The organism is Mesorhizobium sp. RCAM 05099 (genome assembly GCF_059683685.1).
The window spans coordinates 6,005,728-6,019,286 of the sequence record NZ_CM185035.1 but is presented as its reverse complement, the minus strand read 5'-3'; the positions used below and the strand labels follow the sequence as shown (position 1 = coordinate 6,019,286).

Sequence of the window (13,559 nt, the reverse complement as noted above, 5' to 3'; positions counted from 1 at the left end):
AATGAATTCCGAACCAGGAAAAATCCGCTGGGGCATCCTCGGACCGGGCAGCATCGCCAAGGCCTTCGCCGGCGGCGTCGCCGGCTCGCGCAACGGCGTGCTCGCCGCCATAGGCGCGCGCAACCCCGGTAAATCAGGCCTCGCCGAGGCCTTCCCCGGTGCACGCATCCTCGACGGTTATGATGCGCTGCTCGCCGATCCCGACATCGATGCCGTCTACATTGCGATACCGCACCCCGGCCATGCGCAATGGGCGATCAGGGCGGCGGAAGCGGGAAAGCATGTGCTGTGCGAAAAGCCGCTGGCGCTGACCGCCTTCGAGGCCGACGCCATGATCCATGCCGCGCGCAAGGCCGGCACCTTTCTCGGCGAAGCCTTCATGTACCGGCTGCATCCGCAGACGCTGAAGCTGGTGGAATTGATCAGGTCCGGCATCATCGGCGACATCAGGATGATCAAGTCGAGCTTCGGCTTTGCCATGCCGGGCTTCATGCCGGAGCACCGGCTCTATGCCAACGATCTCGCCGGCGGCGGCATCCTGGACGTTGGCGGCTATCCGGTGTCGATGGCGCGGCTGATTGCCGGGGCGACGACAGGCCTCCCCTTTGCCGAGCCGGACAAGGTGGTTGGCGCGGCCCATCTTGGCCAGTCCGGCGTCGACGAATGGACCTCGGCGCTGCTGCAATTTCCCGGCGGCATCATTGCCGAAGTGTCCTGCAGCATCTCGCTCAACCAGGATAATGTGCTGAGGATCCTAGGCACCAAAGGCCGTATCGAGGTGCCGGACTTCTGGTTCGCCGGCGGCGACCGCGATGTCGGCCTCGGCCGGATCGACGTGATCGGATCGGACGGCTCGCGCGAGACCATCAGCGTCAACGAGAAGCGCCATGTCTATTCTTTCGAAGTCGACGCCGCCGGTGACGCCATCCTCGCCGGGCGGCAGGAGTTCGCCTGGCCGGGCATGGCGTGGGCCGACAGTCTCGGCACCTTGCGTGTCCTCGACAGATGGCGCGCGGCGGTGGGGCTGGAGTATGAGATCGAGAAGGCCCCGCTGCGCACCAACACCATCTCCGGCCGGCCTTTGCGGTCCGGCGGCACGGCGATCGGCAAGCGCACGATCCCGGGCCTGTCGAAGCCGGCGTCGGTCGTAGCCCTCGGCTTCGAGGATTTCCGCACTTTCTCCTCGGGGTCGATCCTGCTCGATGCCTTTTTCGAAGCCGGCGGCAATCTTTTCGACACCGGCTATGTCTATGGCGGAGGCTACACCGAGACGTTGCTTGGCCAGTGGTTGAAAAGCCGTGGCGTGCGCGAGCAATCGGTGATCATCGCCAAGGGCGCGCATTCGCCGCTCTGCTATCCCGACGTGATCGGCAAGCAGCTTGCCCAGTCGCTCGACCGCCTGCAGACAGACCATGTCGACATCTATTTCATGCATCGCGACAATCCGGACGTGCCGGTCGGCGAATTCGTCGATGCGATGGACCGCGAGGTCAAGGCAGGCCGCATCCGTGGTCCGTTCGGCGGCTCGAACTGGACGATGGAACGCATGGACGAGGCGATTGCCTATGCCGAACGCACCGGCAAGCAGAAGCCCGGCGCGCTTTCCAACAATTTCTCGCTGGCCGAAATGCTGGAGCCGATTTGGGCCGGCTGCGTCACCTCCTCCACCGATGCGTGGAAGGCCTGGCTGACATCCAGGCAGATGCCGAATTTCGCCTGGTCGAGCCAGGGCCGTGGCTTCTTCACCGATCGCGCCGGACGCGACAGGCGCGACAGCGAGGAACTGGTGCGGGTCTGGTATTCGGAGCGGAATTTCGGTCGCCGCGACAGGGCCATTGAGCTTGCCGCGCGACTGGGCAAGAGCCCGATCCATATCGCGCTGGCCTATGTGCTCAATCAGCCTTTCCCGTCGGTTCCATTGATCGGGCCCCGTACGCTGGGCGAACTGGACGACAGCCTGCGCGCACTCGACATCACGCTTTCGCCGGCCGATCTCGAGTGGCTGGACGGCGGCAGCCGGCACGCGGCGTAGTCGAGGCGGCGGCGGGCCGCTTTCGACGTGGCCTGACCATATGCCGGAGGTTTGCATGGCAAGAAATCCAAGGATCACTTTCATCGGCGCCGGCTCGACGGTGTTCATGAAGAACATTGTCGGCGACGTGCTGCAGCGGCCATCGCTTTCGGGCGCGACGATCGCGCTGATGGACATCAATCCGCAGCGGCTGGAAGAGAGCGCCATCGTCGTCAACAAGCTGATCGCGACGCTCGGCGTCAAGGCGAAGGCCGAGACCTACTCCGACCAGCGCAAGGCGCTGACGGACGCCGACTTCGTCGTCGTCGCCTTCCAGATCGGCGGCTATGAGCCCTGCACGGTCACCGACTTCGAAGTGCCGAAGAAATACGGCCTGCGCCAGACCATCGCCGACACGCTCGGCGTGGGCGGCATCATGCGGGGTCTCAGGACCGTGCCGCATCTGTGGACAATCTGCGAGGACATGCTCGCCGTCTGCCCACAGGCGATCATGCTGCAATATGTCAACCCGATGGCGATCAACACCTGGGCGATATCCGAGAAATATCCTGACATCAGGCAGGTCGGCCTCTGCCATTCGGTGCAGGGCACGGCGATGGAACTGGCGCACGACCTCGACGTTCCCTACGAGGATATCCGCTACCGCTCCGCCGGCATCAACCACATGGCCTTCTACCTGAAATTCGAGCATCGCCAGCCGGATGGCTCCTATCGCGACCTCTATCCCGATCTCGTGCGCGCCTATCGCGAGGGCCGTGCGCCCAAACCCGGCTGGAACCCGCGCTGCCCCAACAAGGTGCGCTACGAGATGTTGACGCGGCTGGGCTATTTCGTCACCGAAAGCTCCGAACATTTCGCTGAATACACGCCCTATTTCATCAAGGAGGGGCGCCCGGACCTGATCGAGAAATACGGCATCCCGCTCGATGAATATCCCAAGCGCTGCATCGAACAGATCGAGCGCTGGAAGGGGCAGGCGCAGGCCTATCGCTCGGCCGACCGCATCGAGGTCGAGCAATCGAAGGAATATGCCTCCTCGATCATGAACTCGGTCTGGACCGGCGAATCCTCGGTGATCTACGGCAATGTCCGCAACAATGGCTGCATCACCTCGCTGCCCCGCGACTGCGCCGCCGAAGTGCCATGCCTGGTCGATGCCTCCGGCATCCAGCCGACCTATATCGGCGAGCTGCCGCCGCAATTGACCGCGCTGATTCGCACCAACATCAACGTGCAGGAACTAACTGTGCGGGCGCTGATGACGGAGAACCGCGAGCACATTTACCATGCGGCGATGATGGACCCGCACACCGCCGCCGAGCTCGATCTCGACCAGATCTGGTCACTGGTCGACGATCTCCTCGCCGCTCATGGCGACTGGGTGCCGGCCTGGGCGCGTGTTCAGCGCAAGACCGAGGCCGCTTGACCGTGGCCTACTTCGGGCCGTCGTTGTCCGGCTCTTCCTCGTCGTCGCGGGCGCTGATGACATAGGCGCCCTTCAGCCAGCGGTTGAGGTCGATGTCCTTGCAGCGTGTCGAGCAGAACGGAAAGGTGTCGCGCGCCGACGGCTTGCCGCATTCGGGGCAGGGGCGCTTTGGGCGCAGGGGCGTGACCTTGGGGTCGGAACTCATGGCCGGATTCCCGCCAGCCAGCCGCCATGCACCTTGAAACCCTCGCCGCTCAACAGCGCCACTGTCTCATAGAGCGGCAGGCCGACGATGTTGGTGTAGGAGCCGACCATCTTGACGACGAACGAGCCGGCGAGACCCTGGACGGCGTAGCCGCCGGCCTTGCCGCGCCATTCACCAGAGGCGACATAGGCGTCGATCTCCTCGCGCGGCAGCCGCTTGAAGCGCACCCGCGTCTCGACCAGCCGCTGGCGCAATTTGCCACCGGGCGTGATCAGGCAGATGCCGGAATAGACCCGATGCGAGCGGCCGGACAACAGCCCGAGGCAGTTGGCGGCGTCGTCGAGGGTTTCGGCCTTGGGCAGGATGCGCCGCCCGACCGCGACCACCGTATCGGCGGCCAGCACGAAGCTTGGCGCATAGTCGGCTTCGGCCTTCAACGATGCGAACGCCTTCTCGGCCTTTTCCTTCGACAGCCGCTTGGCCAACGAGCGAGGATGCTCGGCGCGCAGCGGCGTCTCGTCGACATCGGCCGGCAGCACGCGATCGGGCTCGATGCCGGCCTGCTGCAGCAGTTCGATCCGGCGCGGCGAACCCGAGGCAAGCACGAGCTTCTGCAAAATGCTCATCGCGGTCCGGCCGGGCTTCGCTTACTTGAAACGATAGGTGATGCGGCCCTTGGTCAGGTCGTATGGCGTCATCTCGACCAGGACCTTGTCGCCGGTCAGCACGCGGATGCGGTTCTTGCGCATGCGGCCGGCCGTATGGGCGATGATTTCGTGTTCGTTTTCGAGCTTGACCCGGAACATCGCGTTGGGCAGCAATTCCGTCACGACACCCGGAAACTCGAGGACTTCTTCCTTCGGCATTCGATACCTTTGCTTGGATGGCAGTTCCAGCGCGCCGGCCGGAATTTCGGCGGAACCTATATGATAATCGTGCGCTTGTGAACACGCTTAATCCGTCGCGTTTTTAGCCTCTGGAAGCAAAAAACGTCGACCTATGCGCAACTTCAGCCGCTCGCGTACGTCGCGATAACTTGTCATGATCTGTTCGCGCGTGCCGCCGGCATTGGTCGGGTCCGGCGTTGGCCAGTATTCGACTTCGACGGCGAGCGAGCGGGTGAGCTCGAGCGCGGCGTGGTGCGCTTCCGGCGCCAGCGTGACGATGAGGTCGAAATAGTCGTCCTCGAGATCGTCCATCGTCCTTGGGTGACGCTCGCCCAGCGACAGGCCCTCCTCGGCGAGCACCGCATCGACGAACGGGTCGCGCTCGCCGGCGCGAACGCCGGCCGAGGCGACGAAGACGGTGGCGGGCAGCATCCGGCGCGCCAGCTGCTCCGCCATCGGGGAGCGCACGGCATTCATGCCGCACACGAACAGGATAGAGCGAGGCAGGGCGCCGGGTGCCGGGACTAGCCCCGCCAATGCAGCACGCAGACCAGCGTGAACAGCCGGCGCGCCGTGTCGAAGTCGATGTCGATCTTGCCGGCCAGACGGTCCATCAGTGTCTGCGAGCCCTCATTGTGCAAACCGCGGCGCCCCATGTCGATCGCCTCGATATGGCTCGGCGTCGAGGAGCGGATGGCGTCATAGTAGCTTTCGCAGATCATGTAGTAGTCCTTGACGATGCGCCGCAGCGGCGTCAGCGACAGGATGTGGGTGACGACCGGAGTGCCGTCCTCGCGCGACACGGCAAAGACAAGGCGCTGCTCGGCCAGCGACAGTTTCAGCCGGTAGGGGCCGGCGCCACTGTCATTGACGGGCTGGAAGCTGTTCTCCTCGATCAGGTCGAAGATCGCCACCGCGCGTTCGTGCTCGACATCGGGCGTCGAGCGGCCGATCGATTCGTCGAGTTCGACATCGATCAGCCTGGCGCGGGTTCGATCGTAGTCCGACATAATGGCCTACATGTTCAACCGTATGGCGACGGAGCGTCCGTGCGCGTCAAGGCCTTCCGCCTTGGCCAGCGCGATGGCCGCCGGCGCCAAGATTCGCAGCTGCTCCGGTCCAAGCTTGAGGATGGAAGTGCGCTTGACGAAGTCGAGGACGGACAAGCCCGACGAGAAGCGCGCCGAGCGTGCCGTCGGCAACACGTGGTTGGAGCCGCCGACATAGTCGCCGATGGCTTCCGGCGTATGGCGGCCGAGAAAGACGGCACCGGCATTGCGCATCCGCGACAGGAAGCCCTCGGCATCGTCGATGGCGAGTTCGACATGCTCGGCGGCGATGCGGTCCACCAGCGGCAGCGACGCCTCGATCGTTGGCACTAGGATGACCGCGCCGAAATCGCGCCAGCTCCGGGCCGCCGTCTCGCCGCGCGACAGGCTTTGCAATTGACGCTCGACGGCTTGTTCGACCGCGGAGCCGAAAGCCGGATCGTCGGTGATCAGGATCGACTGCGCCGACGCATCGTGCTCGGCCTGGGCCAGCAGGTCGGCGGCGATCCAGTCCGGATCGTTGTTGCCGTCTGCCACGACAAGCACTTCCGACGGCCCGGCGATCATGTCGATGCCGACAGTGCCGAACACCTGGCGCTTGGCCGCCGCGACATAGGCATTGCCGGGGCCAACGATCTTGGCCACCGGCTTGATCGTTCCGGTGCCATGGGCAAGGGCGGCAATCGCCTGCGCGCCGCCGACACGATAGATCTCGGAAACGCCCGCGATGTCGGCCGCGACCAGCACCAGCGGTGGTATGGCGCCGCCCGAGGCCGGTACGCACATCGCGATGCGTTCGACGCCGGCAACCTTGGCCGGTATGGCGTTCATCAGCACCGAACTCGGATAGCTTGCCGTGCCGCCCGGCACGTAGAGCCCGACGGCCTCGATCGCCGTCCAGCGCCAGCCAAGCTCGACCCCGGCGGCATCGGTGTAGCGATCGTCCTTCGGCAGCTGTCGCTCATGATAGGCGCGGATACGGTCGCGCGCGAATTTGAGCGCTTCGATCGTCCGGGCATCGGCGCCATCATAGGCGTTGGCGATCTCGTCCTTCGATACGGCAATGCCGACGTTTTCCAGGTCGACGCGGTCGAATCTCCTGGAGTAGTCGATCAGGGCCGCGTCGCCCTCGGCGCGCACGCGCGCGATGATGTCGCGCACCGCGGCGTCGACATCGGCCGACACTTCCCGCTTGGTCAGGAGGAAGACGGCGAAACGCTGCTCGAAATCGGCGTCGGACTGACGAAGCGTGATAGCCATCGGACGCTCAAGCCTTGTGGACGGGACGCGACGTGGCTTCCCGGGCGCCGCCGATATCGGCGAGGCGGGCCTCGATGCACTCGACATCGAGCATGATGGTGCCGCCACCCGAGAAGATCAGTTCGACGATGCCGGCCGGCTTGCTGATCTCGATGAAGCTGATCGCCAGCAGCGACAGGATTTCGGCGGGCTTGTCCCGAGGAATCCCGTTGGTCTTGGCGCCGAGCACCCGGTCGAAATGCAGCACCGCCTGCCGCCGCTCATTGTGCTGGCGAAACAGGCCGGTCTTGGCCTCCCAGACGAAGCGGTTCATGGTCAGCACGAAACGCTTGGCCGAAGGCAGGTATTCGAGGTCACTGACCTTCATCACGGCGTCCTGGACATGGGCCGAGACGATGCTCAGGTCCTGATCGTCGAGTGCGATAAGCTTGAGGGCATTCATGCGGATTTCGCACCTGAAAGTTGACTGTTCAGCCTTCTGTTAGAGCATGATCCCGAAAAGTGGAAACCGGTTTTCGGAAAAGATCATGCTCAGGCAGGAAATTTGCCGGCCTTGTCGCCCCCTGCAACCGCACAAATAACTTAGGTTGGCGCTGCCCCTCATCGCCCTGCCGGGCACTTCTCCCCGTATAGTGACGGGGAGAAGGACGCCTTTACTGAGGATTTCGCCAATATCCGGGCGTTGCAGAAAGCGAGCCGACATTGCGGTCACCCCTTCTCCCCGTCACTATACGGGGAGAAGATGCCGGCAGGCAGATGAGCGGCAGCGCTGACTTCGGCGATTGGTCCTTGTCGGAAGCGATTGTTAAGCCGAAATCCGCTCGATCACCGCACCGCAATTGGACAGCTTTTCCTCCAGCCGTTCGAAACCGCGGTCGAGATGGTAGACCCGGTTGACCGTGGTCTCGCCTTCCGCGGCGAGGCCGGCGATGACCAGCGACACCGAGGCGCGAAGATCGGTCGCCATGACCGGCGCGCCCTTGAGCTTCGGCACGCCGTCGACGATCGCCGTCTGGCCGGACAGCGTGATGTGAGCGCCGAGTCGGGCCAGCTCCTGCACATGCATGAAGCGGTTCTCGAAGATCGTTTCGGTGATGCGCGACTTGCCCTTGGCCATCGTCATCAGGCCCATGAACTGCGCCTGCAAATCGGTCGGAAAGCCCGGGAACGGCGCCGTCGTCACGTCCACCGGCGAAATGCCGGCGCCGTTGCGCCTCACACGAATGCCGGAATTGGTCTGCGTGATCTCGGCGCCAGTCTGCGAAATCACGTCCAGCGCGGTCTGCAACAGCTCTGGCCGCGCGCCTTCGAGCACGACATCGCCCCCGGTCATCGCCACCGCCATGGCATAAGTGCCGGTCTCGATGCGGTCGGGGATCACCCGGACGCGGGCGCCCGACAGTGATTCGACACCGTCGATGGTGATGGTCGGCGTGCCAGCACCATAAATCTTCGCGCCCATGGCGTTGAGGCACTCGGCAAGATTGACGATCTCGGGCTCGCAGGCGGCGTTTTCCAGCACCGTCTCGCCCTTGGCCAGCGACGCTGCCATCATCAGCACATGGGTGGCACCGACCGAGACTTTCGGGAACACATAGCGGTTGCCGACAAGCCGGCCATTCCTGGTCTTGGCGATGACATAGCCGGTGTCGACGTCGATGTCGGCGCCCAGCGCCTGCAGGCCTTCGAGGAACAGATCGACCGGGCGCGTGCCGATGGCGCAACCGCCGGGCAGCGAAACCTTGGCTTCGCCCATGCGGGCAAGCAGCGGGCCGATCACCCAGAACGACGCGCGCATTTTCGACACTAGCTCGTAGGGCGCTGTCGTGTCGACGATGTTGCGGGCGGAGAAATTGATGGTGCGCGAATAGCCCTCATTCTGTTTCTCGCGGCGGCCATTGACCGAATAGTCGACGCCGTGATTGCCGAGAATGCGGATCAATTGCTCGACATCGGCCAGATGCGGCACGTTTTCCAGCGTTAGCGTGTCGTCGGTCAGAAGCGAGGCGATCATCAGGGGCAGGGCCGCATTTTTCGCGCCCGAGATCGGAATGCTTCCGGCGAGCTTGTTGCCGCCGACAATTCTGATGCGATCCATGGAAGAACGTCCCTCTCGGCCAAGAAAGGCCGGTTCAATCGTTTGAGTATCGGCCCGTCTAGACCATTGGCCGGTCTGGTTCAAGAATTAGGATTTCGACCACCCCCGGCCAAGCGTGGCCGATTTGAGTTAATCTTCTTGCATTTCCTTCGATGCGCCCAACCCATCCGCCCGCTGGTCTGCTTCCCCGGCGCGCCGCTTGTCGGCGTCGCCACTGCGGCGCGAGCGCGATTGCGCCTTGCGCTTCTGCAGATTGGCGCGCAATTGCTCGGCGAGCCGGTCCTTGCGGTCCGTGCCGCCCTTTTTCGGTGGTATTGTCTTCTCGCTCATCATCCCGCCCCGGCCGGCGCTCGGCCAGCCCGCCATTCAGGCATAGCCAACATTGTGGCACAGCCATGTCATTAAAAGGTATCCGGCAAAGGCTTTCACAGATGCGTGGTTCTTGGCCTTGCGCTTGCCGGTTCGATATGGCAGAAGCCCCGCCATCGGCGGCTGCGGTAGCTCAGTGGTAGAGCACTCCCTTGGTAAGAGTGTGTAACCAGACTGGCACCTACAATTTCTTCTTATTTTCCAACCACTTAGTCAGCCCTGGATTTCGGGCTGGTGTAGCTCTTGTAACCAAAGTGGCCAGATTGGAACCAGCGAGCCCCGACTTCTTCCCGGGCTCGGTCCCAAACACCTCGTCGATGACCGCCGGACCGGTGTCGGCGTGCGGGTAGTTGTTCATCAAAACCTGCGGTGATTTCCAGTTCCCCTTGTCGGCCGTCGTCTTGATGTCGACGCGGTTTTTCACGATCATCTCGGTCGCGAAGCTGTGCCGCCCTGGCTGGTGGGTGCCAAGGTAGGGAATGCCGGCGCGGGCGCATGTTTCCTTGATCAGCTTGTAGACCGACCAGCGGTGCAGGTAGCCGAAGACGCGGCCGTTGCGCGCCTCGAGCTGCTGGAGTTCGTAGACCAGCTCTATCGTCAGATCGGCTTGGCCATCGTCGCCGTTCTTCATGTCGCGGAACGTCGCCTTGCGTGCCGGTAGGTCGAGGTCCTTCGGTTCCAGCTTGATCGCATCGCCGATGCGCGCGCCGGTCTGGAAGATGAACAGCATGAGGGTGCGCAGACGGTCCTCCTCGCAGTAGGCCCGAAACGTGTTGATGTAGGACCGGTCGACGGCTCGCCGAGGCGGGGTCGAGGGCAGGCGCACGTTCTTGTCGCGCTTCGAGAACCCTTTGATCTTGATGGGCGGGCAAGAGCCGGCATCTGCGCTTAGGTTGATGACGGCCTTCGTCGGCGTGATGACCTGGCGGTTCCAAGTCGTGTAAGCCGCCGTGGGATAGATTTCCTTCGCAGCTCCACGGACCATGGCCCCGGTCATTGCCGAGATCCTGGTCTCGCCGAACTTCGCCAGCAGCGGCGCGAGATACTGATCGCCCTTGCCGGCGTCCAGATAGGCGTTGACGGCGGCGGCGAACGTGAAGAGCTGCTTCGGGTCGAGGAGCCGAACCTCGCGCTCTTCTAGTTCCCGGCTGAGCCGGATTTCGTTCGCTTCGGCTTCGTCAGTCTCGCCTGTGCTCTCATGAACTCGCTTCTCGCCGTCCTTGGTTTTGAGGCTGCCGGTGAGCCAATAGAAGCGGCCCCGCTTGTAGACGGTGAGTGGCATGACTTGCTCCACAAAAACAACGCGTCGATCTGCCTTGGCGAGATCAGTATCTGCTTGTCGACATGGTAGCAGAGCCCGGCTTTGATCGCTTTCTCGCGCAACGACCTCGCGGACATACGCAACCCCTTGTCGTGAAAAAGCGACGACCAGTAGTCTGGCGTCTGGGCGACGGTCAGCACCTCGGGAGGATTATCGTCCATGACGCGTCACTCAAGCGCGCGGGGCATCGCTCCTGGCAGAAGCATCTGCACCGGCGCCGGCCCTGTCACGTCGATCGTGTATCCGCCGGCGCGACCGTTGCCGCGGTTCACCTTCACCGAGACGCCGGGGAGCTTCTTCCCATTGGCGTCGAGGCCGCCGATTTGCTCCAGGACCTCCATCGACATGCGCTCCCGGATTTCATCCTCGGTCACGGTGGCGCGGAAGGAGATCGTGTCAGGCCGGATCATCTTGATCATGCTGGGTGTCCTCTCAATGGTCGTCGCGGCATTCGGCGCAGTTGTGCATCCATTCCCGACCGCGCTTGAAAACGCGCCAGCCGCCATCCTTGGCGTGCTGGATCATCACGTCGAAATCGTCGCGATCGAAGACCCGGCCGGCGCTGGTGCCGCACTCATTGCAACAAAGCTCGATCTTTTCGTCGAGGCGCTCGATCATGCTGGTTTCCTCGTCGCGGCCACATAAGCCTCGAACGCTTCGCGATCGCCGGCACAGCACCGGTATTCGGGCTTCGATGGTCCGATATCGTTGCTCCATCTCCTTTCGAGACCGAGCGTCGCCGGGCCGATCTCCATGCCCGGAAAGGTGAACGACACCCGCACCTGGTCCCAACGCCACCCGCGTTGACCGTGCTCATAGGTGGCGTAGGCGTGATGCCGCCAATTGGAATTCTCGTGTTCGTCGGTGAACTCGACGTCGGGAAAGCGCTTGCGGACGATGGCCTTGAAGGCGTCGATCGCGCGCAGCTGCTCGGCTTCCTGCCGGCGCATGATGCTGAGATCCCGGCGGCAGCACCGGCACTGCAGTAGACGATGCTCCACTGCGTTCCGATCACGCCGTCGACGGACATGCGTCGATCGAGCAGCTCGTCCTCGTTGATCCGCATGCCGCAGCCGGAGCACTCGAACCACCAGCCATAGTCGATCATCAACTTGGCCGGTACCGGGCGGCCGGCATAGTCGTCAGCCCATGGGACGCGCTCGCAGGTGACGCCACTGATGTCGCCGTCGGCGAACTCGTTGGCGCCTCGCTTCTTGGCAACGATATCGTGCTCGGCGAAGAATATCCCGCCGGTGCGCTCGTCCTTCTCCTGGACGGCAAAGGCTCTAAGCGCGCTCATGCGGCCTCCATTATTTCGAAGTCATCGTCCTCGGGTGCGCGTTCGTGGGCATCGATGCGCGCCAGCTCGTCGCGCTCCTCACAGAGCCATTCGTATCGGCTCTCGTCGCCGTCGAAGAACGGAGTGAGATCGTAGTTGCGGTGCATGCGGGCCAGCTCGTCCGCGTCCGGTTCCAGCCAATAGGGCATGCGCCAATCGGGCGGCGTCGTCTTCCGGGCATCGTAGCCGGCCCATGGATCACCGAGCATCGGGGCCTTCCTCGACCAACCATGTCTGCGAATTTCCCTTGAAACCGAAAAGGCTGTCGCCGGCCTCGATCACGGCGACAGCCCCATCTCGCACCGCCGCGTGAACGACATGCTCAGGGATGACCTGGTAAGGCCCTTCAAACCACCAACGCCTCTGACCACTGGAGAAGCCGAGGTGCAGGTGATCGCCCTTCGCGAGCCGATCTACGACGGTGCGGACGTTCATTGCCGTGCCTACTGGAAAGCGCGACGCGCGCCGGTGGTGCGGGCTGGCATGGCCTTCGCATGCCGTCCGAGGCCGCTCTGCTTGGCGAGGGACGAGCGCTTTTCCGAATACTTCGGCGCCACCATCGGATAGTCGGAGGCGAGGCCCCATTTGACGCGATACTCGTCTGGGCTCATGCCAAAATCGGTCCGGAGATGCCGCTTCAAGGATTTGAAGCGCTTCCCGTCCTCCAGGCAGATGATGTAGTCGGGAAAAATCGACTTCTTCGGATTAACCGCCGGCTCTTGTGGCGTGGCCGCAACGACGATCACCGCGCCGTCGAGCTTGTTCACCGCGCCGCTCACGCTGGCGATCAGGTCGGGCAGCTGGGCGACCGGCACCGGGTTGTTGGCGACATAGGCCGAGACGATCCCGGCGGTCAGTTCGATGAGGCGTAGGCTCTTGTCTTCCATTTACTCTCTCCGTGGTAGGGGTTGACGTCGTGGGGCCTAAAAGGCGGCCCCTGGGCGACCTGGTTGCGAGCGTTGCCGCTCGAAGCTTGGGGAATTGAGAAGTTCGAACTCCAACATGCCGGGATAGCAGGCGGCCGAGCGCGGACGGATTTGCTGCTGCATCGCTCGGCGATCGACGGTGTCGTAGCCGTGCGAAAGCAGGAACGCCTCGAGCGCATCGACGGAATTGGCGGGCAGCGTGATGAGGCGCTCGAAACTCAGCCTCAGATTAGGAAGCCGCCCGACGCCTACCGCCGCCATGTTCAAGGGTCGATCGCGGCGCAGGCCAGCGACGAAGACGCGCATGGATTTCCGGTTGTTCGCCACCGGCGCGCCGAACCCGTCCAACATCTTCAACTGCGATCTTGCCTGCTCTTGCGGGTCTCGATCGAGCCAGATGACGACATGGCGCGGCATCGGGCCAATGGGGAGGTCTGCCGGCGTGATGAGCTTGATCGCCTTGCCGCGAAGGGCCGAGAATGCCTTGGGATCGAACCGACCAAACATGCTGTCGTTCGTCTCGAAGTCTGGCCAGTCTCCAACGCAGGGCACGCCGCCGGCATGCAGCATCTGCATCATCAACGATGTACCGCATCGACCTAAGCCAGCGACGACGATTGCGGGCAACTCGTTCATTTCTGGTTCCT

19 protein-coding genes are annotated in these 13,559 nt (G+C 63.4%); 2 read left to right on the top strand and 17 right to left on the bottom strand.

From position 1 onward, the window contains the following. The first annotated feature begins 1 nt into the window (after position 1). The gene (locus tag AC56QQ_RS29840) at positions 2-2,032 is read left to right on the top strand and encodes an aldo/keto reductase (RefSeq protein ID WP_489859715.1); all 2,031 of its coding nucleotides are present in this window, start codon (positions 2-4) and stop codon (positions 2,030-2,032) included. A 55-nt stretch (positions 2,033-2,087) separates the two neighbouring features. Next, positions 2,088-3,458, top strand: a complete 1,371-nt coding sequence (locus AC56QQ_RS29835) for an alpha-glucosidase/alpha-galactosidase (protein ID WP_497124418.1) — start codon at positions 2,088-2,090, stop codon at positions 3,456-3,458. A 7-nt stretch (positions 3,459-3,465) separates the two neighbouring features. On the opposite strand, the gene yacG is transcribed toward AC56QQ_RS29835, so the two are convergent. The 17 genes from yacG to AC56QQ_RS29750 all read right to left on the bottom strand — a co-directional run bounded on the left by yacG (position 3,466) and on the right by AC56QQ_RS29750 (position 13,548). Next, positions 3,466-3,663 carry a DNA gyrase inhibitor YacG gene (gene yacG, locus AC56QQ_RS29830; protein ID WP_091579900.1) on the bottom strand — a complete coding sequence of 66 codons (198 nt, stop codon included), beginning with the start codon at positions 3,661-3,663 and terminating at the stop codon, positions 3,466-3,468. Further along, on the bottom strand, positions 3,660-4,289 hold the full coding sequence (locus tag AC56QQ_RS29825) for a Maf-like protein (RefSeq protein ID WP_489859717.1): 630 nt from the start codon (positions 4,287-4,289) through the stop codon (positions 3,660-3,662). Before AC56QQ_RS29825 ends, yacG begins: the two co-directional genes overlap by 4 nt. A 21-nt stretch (positions 4,290-4,310) precedes the next feature. Beyond that, positions 4,311-4,529, bottom strand: a complete 219-nt coding sequence (gene infA, locus AC56QQ_RS29820; protein ID WP_006200926.1) for a translation initiation factor IF-1 — start codon at positions 4,527-4,529, stop codon at positions 4,311-4,313. An 87-nt stretch (positions 4,530-4,616) separates the two neighbouring features. Then, positions 4,617-5,027, bottom strand: coding sequence for an arsenate-mycothiol transferase ArsC (locus AC56QQ_RS29815; protein ID WP_497124417.1), 411 nt, complete (start codon positions 5,025-5,027; stop codon positions 4,617-4,619). A gap of 47 nt (positions 5,028-5,074) precedes the next feature. Then, positions 5,075-5,560, bottom strand: a complete 486-nt coding sequence (locus AC56QQ_RS29810; RefSeq protein WP_091579908.1) for a UPF0262 family protein — start codon at positions 5,558-5,560, stop codon at positions 5,075-5,077. Positions 5,561-5,566: 6 nt separating this feature from the next. Then, entirely contained in the window at positions 5,567-6,859 is a 1,293-nt protein-coding gene (gene hisD, locus AC56QQ_RS29805) for a histidinol dehydrogenase (RefSeq protein ID WP_497124416.1), read from the bottom strand. Between the two features lie 7 nt (positions 6,860-6,866). Then, on the bottom strand, positions 6,867-7,301 hold the full coding sequence (locus AC56QQ_RS29800) for a DUF2948 family protein (RefSeq protein WP_497124415.1): 435 nt from the start codon (positions 7,299-7,301) through the stop codon (positions 6,867-6,869). 363 nt (positions 7,302-7,664) lie between these two features. After that, positions 7,665-8,957, bottom strand: a complete 1,293-nt coding sequence (murA, locus tag AC56QQ_RS29795; protein ID WP_497124414.1) for a UDP-N-acetylglucosamine 1-carboxyvinyltransferase — start codon at positions 8,955-8,957, stop codon at positions 7,665-7,667. Between the two features lie 129 nt (positions 8,958-9,086). Beyond that, entirely contained in the window at positions 9,087-9,323 is a 237-nt protein-coding gene (locus tag AC56QQ_RS29790; protein WP_489859720.1) for a hypothetical protein, read from the bottom strand. Between the two features lie 184 nt (positions 9,324-9,507). After that, complete coding sequence (locus AC56QQ_RS29785) at positions 9,508-10,608, bottom strand: tyrosine-type recombinase/integrase (protein WP_497124413.1); 1,101 nt, start codon at positions 10,606-10,608, stop codon at positions 9,508-9,510. A 206-nt stretch (positions 10,609-10,814) separates the two neighbouring features. Beyond that, positions 10,815-11,066: a hypothetical protein gene (locus AC56QQ_RS29780; RefSeq protein WP_497124411.1), complete on the bottom strand. Its 252-nt coding sequence runs from the start codon at positions 11,064-11,066 to the stop codon at positions 10,815-10,817. 13 nt (positions 11,067-11,079) lie between these two features. Beyond that, complete coding sequence (locus AC56QQ_RS29775; RefSeq protein WP_497124409.1) at positions 11,080-11,265, bottom strand: hypothetical protein; 186 nt, start codon at positions 11,263-11,265, stop codon at positions 11,080-11,082. Then, the gene (locus tag AC56QQ_RS29770) at positions 11,262-11,597 is read right to left on the bottom strand and encodes a hypothetical protein (protein WP_497124408.1); all 336 of its coding nucleotides are present in this window, start codon (positions 11,595-11,597) and stop codon (positions 11,262-11,264) included. The genes AC56QQ_RS29775 and AC56QQ_RS29770 overlap by 4 nt, the downstream gene beginning before the upstream one ends. A 346-nt stretch (positions 11,598-11,943) precedes the next feature. Further along, positions 11,944-12,195, bottom strand: a complete 252-nt coding sequence (locus AC56QQ_RS29765; protein ID WP_497124407.1) for a hypothetical protein — start codon at positions 12,193-12,195, stop codon at positions 11,944-11,946. Continuing rightward, positions 12,185-12,421 carry a hypothetical protein gene (locus AC56QQ_RS29760; RefSeq protein ID WP_497124406.1) on the bottom strand — a complete coding sequence of 79 codons (237 nt, stop codon included), beginning with the start codon at positions 12,419-12,421 and terminating at the stop codon, positions 12,185-12,187. Before AC56QQ_RS29760 ends, AC56QQ_RS29765 begins: the two co-directional genes overlap by 11 nt. Before the next feature lie 8 nt (positions 12,422-12,429). Continuing rightward, positions 12,430-12,873: a Ros/MucR family transcriptional regulator gene (locus AC56QQ_RS29755; RefSeq protein ID WP_497124404.1), complete on the bottom strand. Its 444-nt coding sequence runs from the start codon at positions 12,871-12,873 to the stop codon at positions 12,430-12,432. Between the two features lie 36 nt (positions 12,874-12,909). Further along, positions 12,910-13,548 carry a sulfotransferase family protein gene (locus AC56QQ_RS29750; protein WP_497124402.1) on the bottom strand — a complete coding sequence of 213 codons (639 nt, stop codon included), beginning with the start codon at positions 13,546-13,548 and terminating at the stop codon, positions 12,910-12,912. Between the last annotated feature and the right edge of the window lie 11 nt (positions 13,549-13,559).